This is a genomic window from Bradyrhizobium sp. Leo78, assembly GCF_059512425.1.
In genome coordinates this window covers 1-14,675 of sequence record NZ_JCAMOT010000015.1, presented here as the reverse complement: position 1 = coordinate 14,675, position 14,675 = coordinate 1, and the positions used below count along the sequence as shown (strand labels likewise).

11 protein-coding genes and 1 tRNA gene are annotated in these 14,675 nt (G+C 64.4%); 5 read left to right on the top strand and 7 right to left on the bottom strand.

Annotated elements, in window-relative coordinates:
* Positions 1-329: 329 nt before the first annotated feature.
* From AC5ZG1_RS19905 to mobB, 3 genes are read right to left on the bottom strand one after another with little or no spacing between them, the layout of a single operon-like run.
* A complete protein-coding gene (locus AC5ZG1_RS19905; RefSeq protein WP_496133830.1) occupies positions 330-602 on the bottom strand; it encodes a sulfurtransferase TusA family protein in 273 nt (90 codons plus the stop codon).
* A 52-nt stretch (positions 603-654) separates the two neighbouring features.
* A complete protein-coding gene (locus AC5ZG1_RS19900; protein ID WP_496133829.1) occupies positions 655-1,908 on the bottom strand; it encodes a molybdopterin molybdotransferase MoeA in 1,254 nt (417 codons plus the stop codon).
* 1 nt (position 1,909) lies between these two features.
* A complete protein-coding gene (gene mobB, locus AC5ZG1_RS19895) occupies positions 1,910-2,431 on the bottom strand; it encodes a molybdopterin-guanine dinucleotide biosynthesis protein B (RefSeq protein ID WP_130224521.1) in 522 nt (173 codons plus the stop codon).
* Positions 2,432-2,643: 212 nt separating this feature from the next.
* Here mobB and fdhD point away from each other — a divergent pair, with 212 nt between their 5' ends.
* Both fdhD and mobA read left to right on the top strand, forming a co-directional pair.
* Entirely contained in the window at positions 2,644-3,534 is an 891-nt protein-coding gene (fdhD, locus tag AC5ZG1_RS19890; protein ID WP_496133828.1) for a formate dehydrogenase accessory sulfurtransferase FdhD, read from the top strand.
* 171 nt (positions 3,535-3,705) lie between these two features.
* Complete coding sequence (mobA, locus tag AC5ZG1_RS19885; protein WP_456642195.1) at positions 3,706-4,338, top strand: molybdenum cofactor guanylyltransferase MobA; 633 nt, start codon at positions 3,706-3,708, stop codon at positions 4,336-4,338.
* A 167-nt stretch (positions 4,339-4,505) separates the two neighbouring features.
* On the opposite strand, the gene clcA is transcribed toward mobA, so the two are convergent.
* The 3 genes from clcA to AC5ZG1_RS19870 form a co-directional block, all read right to left on the bottom strand.
* On the bottom strand, positions 4,506-5,834 hold the full coding sequence (gene clcA / locus AC5ZG1_RS19880; RefSeq protein WP_456642079.1) for a H(+)/Cl(-) exchange transporter ClcA: 1,329 nt from the start codon (positions 5,832-5,834) through the stop codon (positions 4,506-4,508).
* A gap of 814 nt (positions 5,835-6,648) precedes the next feature.
* A complete protein-coding gene (locus tag AC5ZG1_RS19875; RefSeq protein WP_496133827.1) occupies positions 6,649-8,595 on the bottom strand; it encodes a molybdopterin biosynthesis protein in 1,947 nt (648 codons plus the stop codon).
* 8 nt (positions 8,596-8,603) lie between these two features.
* Positions 8,604-9,716: a molybdopterin-binding protein gene (locus AC5ZG1_RS19870; RefSeq protein ID WP_474419767.1), complete on the bottom strand. Its 1,113-nt coding sequence runs from the start codon at positions 9,714-9,716 to the stop codon at positions 8,604-8,606.
* Between the two features lie 177 nt (positions 9,717-9,893).
* Between AC5ZG1_RS19870 and AC5ZG1_RS19865 the strand changes: the two genes are divergently transcribed.
* Positions 9,894-11,105, top strand: coding sequence for an ABC transporter substrate-binding protein (locus tag AC5ZG1_RS19865; protein WP_496133826.1), 1,212 nt, complete (start codon positions 9,894-9,896; stop codon positions 11,103-11,105).
* A gap of 87 nt (positions 11,106-11,192) precedes the next feature.
* Here AC5ZG1_RS19865 and AC5ZG1_RS19860 read toward each other — a convergent pair whose 3' ends face one another.
* Positions 11,193-12,155, bottom strand: a complete 963-nt coding sequence (locus tag AC5ZG1_RS19860; RefSeq protein ID WP_496133825.1) for a TAXI family TRAP transporter solute-binding subunit — start codon at positions 12,153-12,155, stop codon at positions 11,193-11,195.
* 125 nt (positions 12,156-12,280) lie between these two features.
* On the opposite strand from AC5ZG1_RS19860, the gene AC5ZG1_RS19855 reads away from it, so the two are divergent.
* A complete protein-coding gene (locus AC5ZG1_RS19855) occupies positions 12,281-13,249 on the top strand; it encodes a Bug family tripartite tricarboxylate transporter substrate binding protein (RefSeq protein ID WP_456642084.1) in 969 nt (322 codons plus the stop codon).
* 85 nt (positions 13,250-13,334) lie between these two features.
* Positions 13,335-13,410: transfer RNA gene (locus tag AC5ZG1_RS19850), tRNA-Ile, on the top strand.
* Positions 13,411-14,675 lie beyond the last annotated feature (1,265 nt).

Below are 14,675 nucleotides of genomic sequence, written 5' to 3'. Positions count from 1 at the left end.
TGCGGCCGCTCTTCAATCGAGCGTGCTCGCTTTCGTTGATCCAACCAAAGTGTCGTCGCGGAACCGGCGCTGCCGCTCCACGACTTCTTTCTGTGCGCCAGAGATCATCAAGCGCTTTTCGGAATTCCCAACCCCCGACGCGACACAATATGCTCAGTGACGGCGCCAACCTGATAAATGAAGACGTGCCCGCCCGGAGTCGCTCGTGTGTAGCCCGAGCGTCATTGATCTCCGCGACACCGCGGAGAGGTTCAATTGGGACAGAAGGGCTAAAATGTGTCGATAGGAAAAAGGTAGGTATCAACCAGAGCGATTATTGCAGCGCACGGCTATTGTTGCGATGCGGACGAGGCATCATTGATTTTCTCTATCGTCCCATTTGTCTTCTCGATCAATAACACGATGCGGCTCTCGCTCCGCTCGGTGATCTCGACCTTGTCGCCGGTCTCGCGGATCAGGTTCGGGATATCGATCACCGACAATGGATCGGTGCAGAGCACTTCGAGAAAATCACCCGGCTTGACCGCCTTCAGTGCCTTGCGCGTCTTGAGCGCGGGCAGCGGACATCTGAGACCGGTGAGATCGAGTTTTGTCGTCGTCATGTTTCCGACCATGGCGAAGCATTCGCACAGCGTCAATCGCTACGCGACGGCTTCAGATCAGGCTTGCATAGGACAGGAATCCGACGGTCTGGCCGGGCTCGACGTGTGTGATGTGTTCGCCAAGCTCGACCAGGCCATCGGTGTCGACCAGCGACGACAACAGCCCCGCGCCCTCGCGCGGAAACTTGATCGCTTCGAGCATACCATCCGGCGCTTTACGCAGATTGACGCGGACATATTCGCGGCGCCCGACCTTCTTCTTGTAGGTGAAGCCGGCCCGCACCGGCATCGGCACCAGCGGCTCCGGCGCGCCGCCGGACAGCGCCAGGATGGTCGGCCGCACCACGTGAACGAAGGTGACGAAGCTCGCGACGGGATTGCCCGGCAGGCCGATGAACGGCGTGCCGCCGATGATGCCCATCGCGACCGGACGCCCCGGCTTGATCGCCATCCGCCACAGCACCAGGCGGCCGACGCTCTCGACGCCGGCCTTGACGTGATCCTCCTCGCCAGTCGAGACGCCGCCGGTGGTGAGGATCAGATCGTGGTGGCCTGCGACGTCCTTCAGCGCGCGTGCGAGGCTCGCAGGCTCGTCGCGCAGAATGCCGAGGTCACTGACCTCGCAGCCAAGTCGCCGCAGCATCGCCATCAGCATGAAGCGGTTCGAGTCGAAGAGCTGCGGCGCCGCACGGCGCTCTCCGGGCGAAACCAGCTCATCGCCGGTCGAGAACACCGCGACGCGGATCCGCCTGATCACGTCGAGCCTGACAAGGCCGAACGCTGCGGCCAGCGCGACATCCTGCGGGCGCAAGCGCTTTCCAATCTGCAACGCGGCGTGGCCGAGCGGAATGTCTTCACCCGCCGGCCGCACATTGGCGCCCGGCTGCAGGCCTGCGGGCAGAACGACGTTATCGCCCTCGACGCGGACGTCCTCCTGCATGAACACGGTGTCGGCACCGTCAGGCATCGGCGCGCCCGTGAAGATGCGCACAGCATGACCGCGCTCGATTGGCGCATTCGCCGCGGCGCCCGCCTGCACCCGTCCGCTGATGGGAAACGCCTGTTCCGAGCCTGTGGGAAGATCGCGGCTTGCGACCGCATAGCCATCGACGGCGGAATTGGTAAAAGGCGGCAGCGGCAACGGCGCTAAAATCTCATTGGCGAGGATGCGCCCGTCGGCCTCCGCGAGCGCGACGCTCTCGATATCGGCTATCGCCGTCACCCGAGTCGCGATCAGGCGCACGGCCTCACCGACCGACATCATCGGCCCGCTGGAGGCAAAGCAATCGTCGGACAGTTGCGCCATTTCAGGTCTCGCTCTTCGCCAGGATTTCGTCGACCGCAACGGCGGCGCGCTGCATCATGGCGGCAACGGCGGTGACATCATCGAGGTGGGCGGTCGGCAGCCGGGTTTCAATCGTCGCATCCGTCGCGATCCCGACAATGCCGGGATCATCGGGGAACAGCAGCGGCTTGCTGTTGGCGGCACGATGCACCTCGATCTTGCGCAGCGGCTCGCGCTTGAAGCCTTCGACCACGACGAGATCGACCTGCGACATCTTGGCGAGCAGCTCGGCCAGCCGCGGCTCGCCGGCGCCGCGCAGCTCATGCATCAAGGCCCAGCGCCGGCTTGAGGAGACCAGCACCTCGGTCGCGCCCGCCTGGCGGTGCACCCAGGAATCCTTGCCGGGCACGTCGACATCGAATTCGTGATGGGCATGCTTGATCACGGACACGCGCAGACCCTGTGCCAGCAGATGCGGAATCACGCGCGACAGCAAGGTGGTCTTGCCGGCGCCGCTCCAGCCCGCGAGTCCGATCACTTTCATCCGACCTCATCCCAAAAGGAACCCACTCGTTCCACCGTCATTGCACCCGCTCCGCCGTCATTGCGAGGAGCGAAGCGACCAAGCAATCCATACTTTCCGCGGGGATGGATGGATTGCTTCGCTCCGCTCGCAACGACGGGAGGGCCATATTTCCCTAAGCTTCCGACATGCTTATATCGGATGGCAGGGAAAGTCATGCTAACCTGGCCGCCATGATGAGGATCGACAAACCGCCCGTTCCCCTGATCGTCCCCAACCCGGACGACCCGCGCCTGACCGAGCGCGTGACCGGGACAGACCAGACCGGCGCCAGCGTCGAGATCAAGGTGCCGATGGAGCGCCCGCTGACGCTGTACCTGAACGCGCAGGAGATCGTCACCATGATGACGATCGGCGACTACCCCGAATATCTCGCGCTCGGCTATCTCCTCAACCAGAACATGATCAAATACGACGACGTCGTCACCGAGGTCGAATATGACGACGATCTGCAGGTGGTGGTCGTGCGCACCGAGCACCACACCAATTTCGAGCAGAAGCTGAAGAAGCGCACCCAGACCTCGGGCTGCGCCCAGGGCACAGCCTTCGGCGATCTGCTGGAGGCGGTCGAAAGCGTGGCGCTGCCGAAGGCGGAATTGCGCACCTCCTGGCTCTACCAGATGACGCATGCGATCAACACCATGCCCTCGCTCTATCTCGAAGCTGGTGCGATCCATGGCTGCGTCTTATGCAAGGAGGGAACGCCGATCTGCTACACCGAGGATGTCGGCCGCCACAACGCCGTCGACAAGATCGCCGGTTGGATCTACCGCCACGGCGTCGATCCCGGCGACAAGATCCTCTACACCACGGGACGGCTGACCTCGGAGATGGTGATCAAGACGGTGCGGATGGGCATTCCGATTCTGGTGTCGCGCTCCGGGTTCACCGCCTGGGGCGTCGAACTGGCGCGGCAGGTCGGCCTGACGCTGATCGGACGCACGCGCGGCAAGCGTTTCATCGCGCTGTCAGGCCAGGAGCGCATCGTGTTCGATCAGAACCTCGATTATGTCGAGGAAGAATCCGCCAAGCACAAGCGCAAGGGCGAAGCGCGTGACGACTAGCATGATGAGCTCGAACTGCATCCGAGAAGCGGCTGCACTCCCTCTCCCGCTTGCGGGAGAGGGTCGGGGTGAGGGTGTCTCCGCGATGGGACTCCCCGTATGGAGAGAGCCCTCACCCGCTGCGCTCTTCGAGCGCAGCGACCTCCCCCGCAAGCGGGGGAGGTGAAGCAGATGGCCTCACGCGACATAATTCCCGGCGTTCTTTTGGCAGGCGGCCTCGCGCGGCGCATGGGCGGCGGCGACAAGCCGATGCGCACGATCGGCGGCCGCAGCATTTTGGAGCGCGTGATCGCGCGTCTCGCGCCGCAATGCGACGGCCTCATCCTCAACGCCAATGGCGATCCCGCCCGCTTCGCCGCGTTCGGATTGCCCGTCGTCGCCGACAGCGTCGCCGATTTCCCAGGGCCCCTCGCCGGCATTCTGGCGGCACTGGACTGGATGGCGGCGAACCGGCCCGACGTGTCGCTGGTGCTGAGCGCAGCCGGCGACTGCCCGTTCCTGCCGCGCGATCTCGTCTCACGGCTCCACGACGCAATGGTAAAGGAAGACGCGCAACTGGCCGTGGCGGCCTCGGGCGATCAGTCGCATCCGGTGATCGGATTGTGGAGCGTGTCGCTGCGCGACGAACTCCGCCACGCCCTCGTCGTCGAAGATGTCAGGAAGATCGACCGCTGGACCGCCCGCTACAGGCTCGCCACTGTGACCTGGCCGACCGAGCCGCTCGACCCCTTCTTCAACGCGAACACGGTCGAGGATATCGCCGAGGCCGAACGGCTCGCGGCAGTGGATGCGGCACACGACTGACACTGCTGTCATTCCGGGGCGCGCCTCGTGGCGCGAGCTATGATGTGCAATTGCACATCAGAGAATCCATCGGGCCGCATGAGCTGGTGGTGAAATGGATTCCGGGCTCGATGCTATCGCATCGCCCCGGAATGACGGAGCCATTTCCGCGACCGCCCTCCACCCGCTCATTCCCGTCTGATCTTCTGCTCGAGGCGCAGTGTCCGTTCGCGCAAGGAATCGTAGATCGGTGGATTGTGCAGCAGCGGGGGCAGCAGCATCGCTACGAAGCAGGCGCCAAGCATCGGCAGCAGCATCGTCACGTTGCCCGTCATCTCGGCGACGAGAACGATGCCGGTCACCGGCGCCCGTACCACGCCCGCGAAGAAGGCGGCCATGCCCACTAGCGCAAATGCATGCGGCTCGATCGCGAGTTCCGGAAATACAAGGCGGCAGGCTGCTCCGAACAGCAGCCCCGACTGGGCTCCCAGCACCAGCAGAGGGGCGAAGAGTCCGCCGGGAGTGCCGGCAGCGTATGATAAAGCACCGAGAGCGAACCGGATCAGGAATGCGGAGGCGACGATCGCAAGACTATCCTGGCCGATCAGCGTGCGCTGCGTGATCTGATCTCCGCCCCCGACCAGCTCGGGCGCAAACCAGGCCAATATGCCGACGCTTGCGCCGATCAATCCGGCTCGGAGCTCGATCGGCAGCCGCGCGAACCGGTCGCTAGCTGCGATGAACGCGAGCAGCGTGCGATTGTACGCAACGGCGAGCAGGCCCGCGACGGCCCCCAGCGCAAGGAACAGCGGCGCGGATACCGCGCTCGGAGTGTTCAGCGGAACGATCTGGAAATCGGGCGCGTCGCCGATAAACAGCCTTGCAACCGGGATCGCCGTTGCCAGCGTGGCGAGGGCCGCGACAGCGACGCGGCGGTCGAATTTGTGCATCAGCTCCTCAAGTATGAAGGCGAGCCCAGCGATCGGCGCATTGAAGGCCGTCGCCAGGCCAGCGCCGGCACCCGCGGCCAGCAGTACGCGTGCGTCCGCCCAGCAGAGCCGGCAGATGCGCGCGGTGAAGACCGCGATGCCTGCGCCCATCTGCACGGTCGGCCCCTCGCGGCCCAGCGCGAGGCCGGAGCCGATTGCCAGGATACCGCCGATGAATTTCACCGGCACCAAGCCAAACGGAGCCGGCGGGACCTGCCCGTGCAGGACGGCTTCCACATGCGGAATGCCGCTGCCCGACGCGTGCGGCGAGAACCGCCGCACCGTCCACGCCGCGAGCAAGGTGGCACCAGCGCATGCGCCCACGACAATCAGGAATCCCAAGACGCCGTGGCCATGCGCCCAGGCGATTACCGCATCGCGCAAGCGATCGGCCTGCTCGAGCAAGAGGCGGAAGTTCGCCCCGACACATCCGGTGACGGCCCCAACGACGAGCGCCGCCGCTACGAGGCCCAGCAGGCTGCGACCTTCGTCTGCGACTAATCGCTCATCGTCGGGCTTATGGTCCACGGTTGCGCCGAACTTTCGATGTGTTTCAGGGAACGAGTTTGGCCGAAATCGCCGGCGAATGGGAATCGGCAAGAGCGAATTTCCGGTCAGAGAAATTTGTTCAATGATTTCAATCTGATTTGCCCTGTCCACTCACGCCGCGAAAAACATTCCGCTTTCGCCGTCGGGCAAATCAGTGATTTAACTCCGCGCGTCTCAGCGCGAATGAGGGGCGGGTCGCGATCGTCACGAACGTTGCGGTGAGATGCGGTGGACGTGAAGTGTGTGACTGACGAGCACGCGCATCACGGACGGCGAAGTCGTGTGGTCCTGGCGCCCCGACGCTGGCGCTAAGCTCGCGAGCAGCAAAGAGCTGCCGCGGACGACGGTGGCAAGAAAGCCCGGTCACCGGGGAGAGCGCGAAGGAAACCGTAACACCATCGCGCAGGGAAAGCCGGAATGCTTCGGTTGAACCTGTGGTCCTACCCCCGTGCTTTTTGTTGCACGGGACCCACGGGTGCAACCAGCACCTGGCTTTCCCTGCGCCCTCTGTGTGATGAGAAGGGCGGAAAGTAAACGCAAAGCTCGGGCACTTCATGCCGCGAGAATGCGGACTCACATCTCCACGCTGTTTGACATTTGAATCCGAACTCTCCCCTCGTCGTCCCGGGCTTGCGTGCCACGGCGAAGCCCCTTGGCGTAGCCGGGACCCAGGACCCATAACCACAGGTCTTTGTAATGTGCTCCGCTGCAACCGCTTGCTCCCGCCACAACACCTCCCTGTGGTTATGGGTCTCCGCTTTCGCGGGGACGACGGAGAGAGCGTCGTACCTCGCTACGCCGGCCGGAAACCCGCCTGTGTCAGCGCCGCGCGGCTTTCGTCCAACGCGAGCGCCTCCAGAAACGCTTGCACTGCCGGGCGATGCTTGCGCGCTGTCACCAGCGCGAAGTCGTAATGCTCCTCCGCCAGCGGAATGAACCCGAGTCCGGACGCGTGCGCGACCGGTGCGATGGTCATGCCCCAGTCGGCGCGATGCTGGGCGACAGCGGCGGCGACCGCATTGTGCGAGCGCGGCTGATTCCAGTAGCCGTCGGGCCTGATACCGCCAAGCAGGCGATCGATCAGGATGCGCGTGCCGGCGCCCTGGTTGCGGTTGACCATGATGCAGGCGGAATCGGAGAGCGCGGCGCGCACCGCATCCTGCGCCGACAGGCCTTCGAAACGCTCATCGCCCTTGCGGAACACGATGCCCTGCATCCGCCGCCAGCCCGGCACGAGCTCGAGCCCTTCGGCGAGATAGGGCGTGTTGTAGGTCTCGCTCTTCTCATCGAACAGATGGATCGGCGCGAAATCGCATTCGCCGCGCTTGGCCGCCGCCAGCCCGCCGAGGCTGCCGACCGCGATCGAGCGCACCGACAGCCCGGCGCGCGCCAGCGGCGCGGTGACGAGATCGAGCCCCGTGCAATGGCTGCCGACAATGACCAGGTCGGGCACGCGCACATGCGGCGTGAACAGCGTCACCTCAGCCTCGGTGCCGACAGGCATCTGGTCGGCCAGCGCATCGATCTTCAGGAAGCCGTCGGCCTGCGCAAACGAGGTGATCGCGCCGGAGCCCTTGCCGGAGGGATAGGCGATCAGCCCTTCCGTACCTTCGACCAGCGACACCATGACGAACTCGGTGCGGCCGAGCTCGGAGGCGATCCGCACCGGCACCTTTGCCATCACCTTCGCATCCGAGCGCGGCGGCAGGCCCGCCATCCGCCGCAGCACCGGCACGATCATGTCGTGGAAGGTGAACATCGCCGAGGTCGGAAAGCCCGGCAGGATCACCACCGGCTTGCCGTCGCACACCGCAAGGCACAGCGGCTTGCCCGGCTTCAGCGCCACGCCATGCGCAATGATGCCGGGCTTGCCGAGCCGCGCGATGATGCGATGGGAGACATCGCCCGCGCCTTTCGAGGTGCCGCCGGAGAGCACCAGCATGTCGCTCTCGGCAAGCGCCTTGCGCATCGCGGCTTCAAGCTGCGCCTCGTCGTCGGCGATGGCACCGACGAAAACGGCATCGCCGCCATTCTCGGAGATCGCCGCGGTGACGATGGCGCCATTGGTGTCGTAGATCGCGGCCGGGCGCAGCGGCTGGCCCGGCTGCACCAACTCGTCACCAGTCGACAGGATGGCGACGCGCGGCCGCCGCGCCACATCGACCTTAGCGATGCCGCAGGCAGCGAGCATGCCGATCTCGCGCGAGCCGATGATGGTGCCGGCGCGCAGCAGCGTTTCACCGCGCGCGATGTCGGAGCCCGCGTAGGAGACGAATTGTCCGGGAGACGCGGCGCGGCGGATCTCGATCGCGCGCTGACCCGCGGGCTGCGTGTGCTCGACCATCACGATCGCGTCCGCCCCGCGCGGAACGGGTCCGCCCGTCGCGATCGAGGTCGCGGTATCAGACAGCACCGGCCGCGCCGGCGCTGTGCCGCAGGCGATGATCTCGTCGTTCAGCACCAGCCGCACCGGTGTAGACTCGCTGGCCCGCGCAAGGTCGGCGGAGCGCACCGCAAAGCCGTCGACATTGGAGCGGTCGAACGGCGGCACGTCGATCGGCGCGACGACGTCGTCCGCCAGCGCGCAGCCGAGCGCCTGCGCGAGCGGTCGTGTTTCGCTGGCGACCGGCCGCGGAAACAGCGCCGCTTCGAACCGCGCCAGCGCCTCCTCGCGCGACAGGATGGTCAGGAACTGGTCCTGCTCGACACTGTCGCGGCCCTTCGCAGAGCTATTGGTCATGTCGGAACTCATTCCCTCAACATATAGGCATCGATCGGCGTGCCCGCAGCAAATCCTTCGGAACCGCCGGGCACGACCAGAAACGCCTCCGCGCGCGCGATCGCATCGAGCGAAAGTTCGCCGACGGCGAGCGGTGTCCAGGCATCGCGCTGCCGCTCCAGCAGCACGAACTCGGCGATGCCGACGAGCGATGCGATCTTGCGCGACAGCGGCAGCGACAATGCCTTCCGCGGCTGCCGTCCGGTCAGCCGATCGAGCACCGGCAGCGCCAGCGCCCACCACACCGCAAACGCCTGGTCCGGCGCGCCGGGCAGCGCGACGACCGGTGTTGTTCCGAGCCGGCCGACCGCCGCCGTGCGGCCCGGCTGCAGGGCGATGCCATGAGCGATAACCTCGCCACGCGCAGCGAGCGCGCTCACCGCCGCATCGGTACGGCCGACGCCGCTCCCGCCGATGGTGATCAGGAGATCGCAGCCCGCATCCTCAAACGCGTCGACGATCGACTCGGCATCACGCGCCCCGGCCTCACGGCTGATAACCTCGGCGCCCGCGGAACGCGCGCTGTCCGCGACCAGGCTCGCGGTCGCCACCGCGCCCGGAATATTGACGATGTGCAATCGCGGCCGCCGCACCTTGAGATGTTCGATCCCGGCTGTGCGTGCGATCAGCAGATCACGCGGGAGCACGCGCCGGCCCGCCTCGGCAACACGACTCCCCTCGGCGATGTCCTGGCCCTTGCGCCTGACACCCTGCCCCGGGATCGCCTCGCTAAGCACCTGCGCAATCGGCCCGGCCACCTCGACCAGATCGGCATCGAGCACGCAGTCGCAGGCCGCGGGCATGGCGTCACCAGCTTCGACCCAGGCAGGCAGCATGGCTAATGGCAACGGCGAGTAGGAGGAGGCGCCGACCAGATCGTTGGCGCGCAGCGCCCAACCATCGGTGGCGGCAACATCATGCGGCGGATGCGCCGGCAACGGGGGCATCTCGGCCGCAATGCAGCGCAGCGCGTCCGCAAGCGGCAATTCGATCGGCTGCAGCGGCTCGAGCGCGCGGAATAGGGCGCTGAGCGCGGTTTGCAGCGGCGTAAGCGAAGCCGGCAGTCGCTGGGTCGTAACCATGGCCGGCCTGTCTACTGTATCAGGCGCGAAATAAACAGGTGCCGCCGAATGTTCCTGCTCCGAAAGGACGCGTTGACGCCGACCCCGAACCGGTTGCAAAAGAAACCAATTCAGCCGGGCCTACGTCCCGGAACAAGCAATAACGGCCTACGTGCCGGTCCAGGGAGAGAGACAAGAATGTTCGGTAAACCATTTTCCGTGCTCGCCACGCTGGCCGGCGCCATGTTGGCTTCAACGGCGGCACTGGCGCAAATCTCCGACGACGTCGTCAAGATCGGCGTGCTCACCGACATGAACGGGCCGGCGTCGACGCCGACGGGACAGGGCTCGGTCACGGCGGCGCAGATGGCGATCGACGATTTCGGCGGCAACGTGCTGGGCAAGCCTGTTACGGTGATCGTCGGCGACCACCAGCTCAAGGCCGATATCGGCTCCAGTATCGCGCGGCGCTGGTACGACGTCGATCAGGTGGATTTGATCGTCGACGTGCCGGTCTCCGCAGTCGGGCTCGCCGTGCAGAACGTCGCCAATGAGCGGAAGCGGCTGTTCATCACGCATTCGACCGGAGCGACCGATTTCCACGGCAAGTTCTGCTCGCCCTACGCCATGCAGTGGGTGTTCGACACCAGGGCGCTCGCAGTCGGCACCGCGCAGGAGGTGGTGAAGCGCGGCGGCGACAGCTGGTTCTTCATCACCGACGACTATGCGTTCGGACACTCGCTCGAAAAGGACGCAGCGAGCGTCGTCACCAAGACCGGCGGCAAGGTGCTGGGGTCGGTGCGGCCGCCGTTTGCGACGCCCGATCTGTCGTCCTTCGTGCTGCAGGCGCAGGCCTCGAAAGCCAAGATCATCGGGATTGCCGGCGGTCCGCCCAACAACATGAACGAGATCAAGACCGCTGGCGAGTTCGGCGTGTTCAAGGGCGGCCAGCAGATGGCGGCGCTGCTGGCGCTGATCACCGACATCCATTCGTTGGGGCTGCCGACCGCGCAGGGCCTGTTGCTGACGACGTCGTTCTACTGGGACATGGATGACAAGACCCGCGAATGGTCAAAGCGCTATTTCGCCAAGCTGGGCCGGATGCCGACGATGTGGCAGGCCGGCGTCTATTCCTCCGTGATCCATTACCTGAACGCGATCAAGGAGACCGGCACCGACGATCCCCTGAAGGTCGCGGCCAAGATGCGCGAAAAGCCGATCGAGGATTTCTTCGCCCGCAATGGCAAGCTGCGCGAGGACAACCTGATGGTCCACGACCTCTGGCTCGTGCAGGTGAAGTCGCCGGAGGAATCGAAATATCCGTGGGACTACTACAAGATCCTCACCAAGATTTCCGGCGAAGACGCGTTCGGCCCCCCGGATCCAGCGTGTGGATTGGTGAAGAAGTGAGCTGGGCGAATGGGGAGTAGCGAGTGGCGAATGGGGGAGAGCAGCGCGTGGCTATTCATTCGCTACTCGCTATTCGCGATTCGCCTCTTACTGCGCTACCCCGATTTCGCGAAAATACTTCAGCATACCCGGATGGATCAGCTCCGCATTCGGCGCCGCCGCCACGGTATTCACCGCCGTCGTCTCGCAGGCCTGCGCCAGTTTCCTGCAGAAGTCGCCCTCGATCCCGTGCAGCGTCTTCGCCAGCCGATAGGCGACCTCGTCGGGCAAGGTTTCGCGCACGAGGATGAAGCTCCACGAGCCGACGGAGGCGATCGCTTCCGTCTGCTTCGGGTAGCTGTTCGGTGGGATCGTCAGCGGCTTCAGGAAAGTGTGCTTGGCGCGGATGCGCGCGATCTCTTCCGCGCTCGGCGCGATGAAGCGCGCGCCGGTGGGACTTTCCGCCATCGCGGCAAAGCCCGGCCAGCCGACACCAGCGCCCCAGAGCGCCGCGGCGCGGCCATCCTGCACCATGGCTGGCCCGTCGCCGGCGCGATCGAGATAGATCGACTTGAAGTCCTCGTCCTGCTTCAGCCCAATGCCGTCGAGGATGTAGCGCGACAGGATCGGCAGACCCGAGCCCTTGGCGCCGAAGGCGACCGGCTGACCAACGAGGTCACGGATCGTCCGGTATGGGCTGTCGGCCCGCACCACGAACATGCCGGGGCTCGAATACATCGCAGTCAGGATCTTGAGCTTGGTCGCGGGACGGCCGATGCCCATGAAGGCTTCATAGGCGGGCTCTCCGGCCACGGTCGCGATATCGAGCTGGCCGGCTTCGAGCAGCGGGATGTTCTCGTTCGAGCCCTTGGTATTGCGCGGCTCGATCGAGAGGCTCGGATCTGCCGCATTCATGGCGTCGGCAAAGGCATTGCCATAGAGCGGGAAACCGCCGCCCGGCGTCGCCGTCCCCAGGGTGATCGTGGTTTTGGAAATGGCCTTGCCTCCCTCCTGTGCGGCCGCGCCGCCGGTGAGCAGAATAGCGGCGCAAACCATCAACGCGATTTTCATTTGGCGGCCTCCCAACATCTTCGGCGCGAGATTGATCGATCTTTATGCTGCAGAGGTTGTAGGCAAGCTTGGAATTTTATGAAAGCATGGCCGCAACGGTAACAAGAAAATGACGAGGAAACATAATGCTTCGCTTTTTGCGTGCGACGTCCCTTGGTTTGATTTGCCTCTTGAGCCTTGCCGTCCCCTCCTCCGCCGCCGACTATCCAAACCGCCCGGTGCGCTGGCTGATCGGATTTGCCGCCGGCGGGCCTGTCGACATCGTCGCCCGCATCATGAGCCAGTGGCTGTCCGATCATCTCGGCCAGCAATTCGTGGTCGAGAACCGCACCGGCTCGGGCGGCAACATCGCGGCCGCCGCCGCGATCAATTCGCCCGCGGACGGCTATACGCTGCTGTTCGTCGCGCCCAATAACGCGATCAGCACCTCGCTCTACAAGAAGCTGCCCTATGATTTCCTGCGCGACACCACCCCGGTCGCCAGCATCATGCAGCTCACCAACATGCTGGTGATCTCCAACGCGATGCCGGTGAAAACCGTCCAGGAGTTCATCGATTACTGCAAGGCCAATCCGGGCAAGGTCTCCTATGCTTCGTCGGGCAACGGCACCTCGGTGCACATGTCGGCGGAATTGTTCAAGGCGATGACCAAATGCGAGATGCAGCACGTGCCCTATCGCGGCTCGGCGATCGCCTTTCCGGATATCATCTCCAACAAGGTGCAGCTGATCTTCGACAACCTTCCGTCGGCGCTGGAGCAGGCGCGCGGCGGCAATGTCCGCGCGCTCGGCGTCACCTCGCCAAAGCGCTGGCCGAGCGTGCCCGATGTTCCCGCCATCGCTGAAACCGTACCGGGCTTCGAATCGGTCGGGTTTTACGGCATCTCGGCGCCGAAAGGCACGCCGCCGGAGGTCATCGAGATCCTCAACAAGGCGGTCGGCGAAGCGCTGAAGGACCCCAAGCTCGTCGCCCGCCTGGCCGAAGTCGGCGGCATCCCCAAACCGATGGTGCCGGCCGAATTCGGCAAGCTGGTCGCCGACGAAACCGAGAAATGGCGGAAAGTCGTGGAATTCGCCGGGGTTTCCGTGGACTAGAGCCGGCGGGATTGCCCGATCGCCCCTCACCCTGTAAACGGACCCGGCACCGTTGCCGGCCCACGGATTGTGGCGGCTCGCGGCGGGGCCTGTAGCTCAATGGTTAGAGCCGGCCGCTCATAACGGTCTGGTTGCAGGTTCGAGTCCTGCCGGGCCCACCAGTGATTACAGGCGCTTACGACGTGGCGGTTGCCTGAGGATTCGGCACCGCCACAGCTACCGCCACAGAAACAATTGCCGTTTCGTTCGCGTATTGGTCTTAAGACGGCAAGTTTGAACCAAGCAGAGCTGCGTTCCCTGGGATGAGCACACTAGGCGCGCGTCTCCGTTCCACGTCGAAGATATGCATGAGGTTGGCGCCTTTCGCGTCGTTCCGAGGCAGCTGTGTTGGAGGGAGTCCTTGGGCACGGTCCAGTTGTCCCAACTCCCCGCGAACGTCTCATCGAATTTGGTCGGAATCGAGCGAAGCAAGGCGGGAGCCGGGCGCAGTTGATAGCAAAGCCGGCATCCTCAGGGTTCGCCAATAGGGACGCGTAATCGTCCAGGCACTTACGGTAGAAATCGGCTGACGTTTCGGCTGTCAAACAAATATCGACTCGGGCTTACTGGTTGAACACTCACGGTCCATAGCATAGGCGTCGGCCTTGGCGAAATTCGCTTCATCTTCGCTCAGGTCTTTCCCCACCCACCTCCGCCGCCGCTTGCAACTCTGGCTTCTTGGCGTCGACCGTCTACCATGGGAGCCTTGCCAGCTCGCAGGCGCGTGCAACCGAGCTGACGCCGTTTTCACGGCATGAACTGTTTGCATCCGCGAATCGCGCGCCAAGTTCGGCCGGGCGTCAACAACTCACAGCTCGTGAAGAGTGTCTAGGTATTTCCGCTCATTGAAGGTGCGTTCCGACCGATAGTAGTTGTGATAGGCCTTATCATCGTCGGCAGCGAAGAACGTGTAGCGGCGCCGGGCAATCTACTTTCTGACGGTGTTCGTCACCGGCTACCTTCTGCTCTATCCGTTGCTCAGGGACAGCTACCCGTTCCAGGAGCTCCGCACCTCCTTCCGCTTCCTGTCGGATACGATCCGGATCGTTGGCAATTGCCGATCCGTCCAAGCTTCACTTCGAATTCGTCGTCGATCTCACGCATGGCCCGCATCCGACGTTTGAATGAGCCGGCGATATGTGGAGCCGACGAGCGTCCGCCAAGACGCAGACGCAATTGCGCAGGTTCGCCATTGCGTTGGGCCGAACATGGTGACAACGCGGACCCAAGCGGCGCCAAATCTTGGATGTGCAGACAACGGCTTAGGCGCTCCGTAGCGCCAGTGCTTTTATCTTGCCCTCCCGCTTAGCTGCCGTAAGCGTCGGAATCTTGCACGACTTTCCGAGAGTGCGTTGTCGTTCCATATCGGGTTCCTTGCTGCATTGGA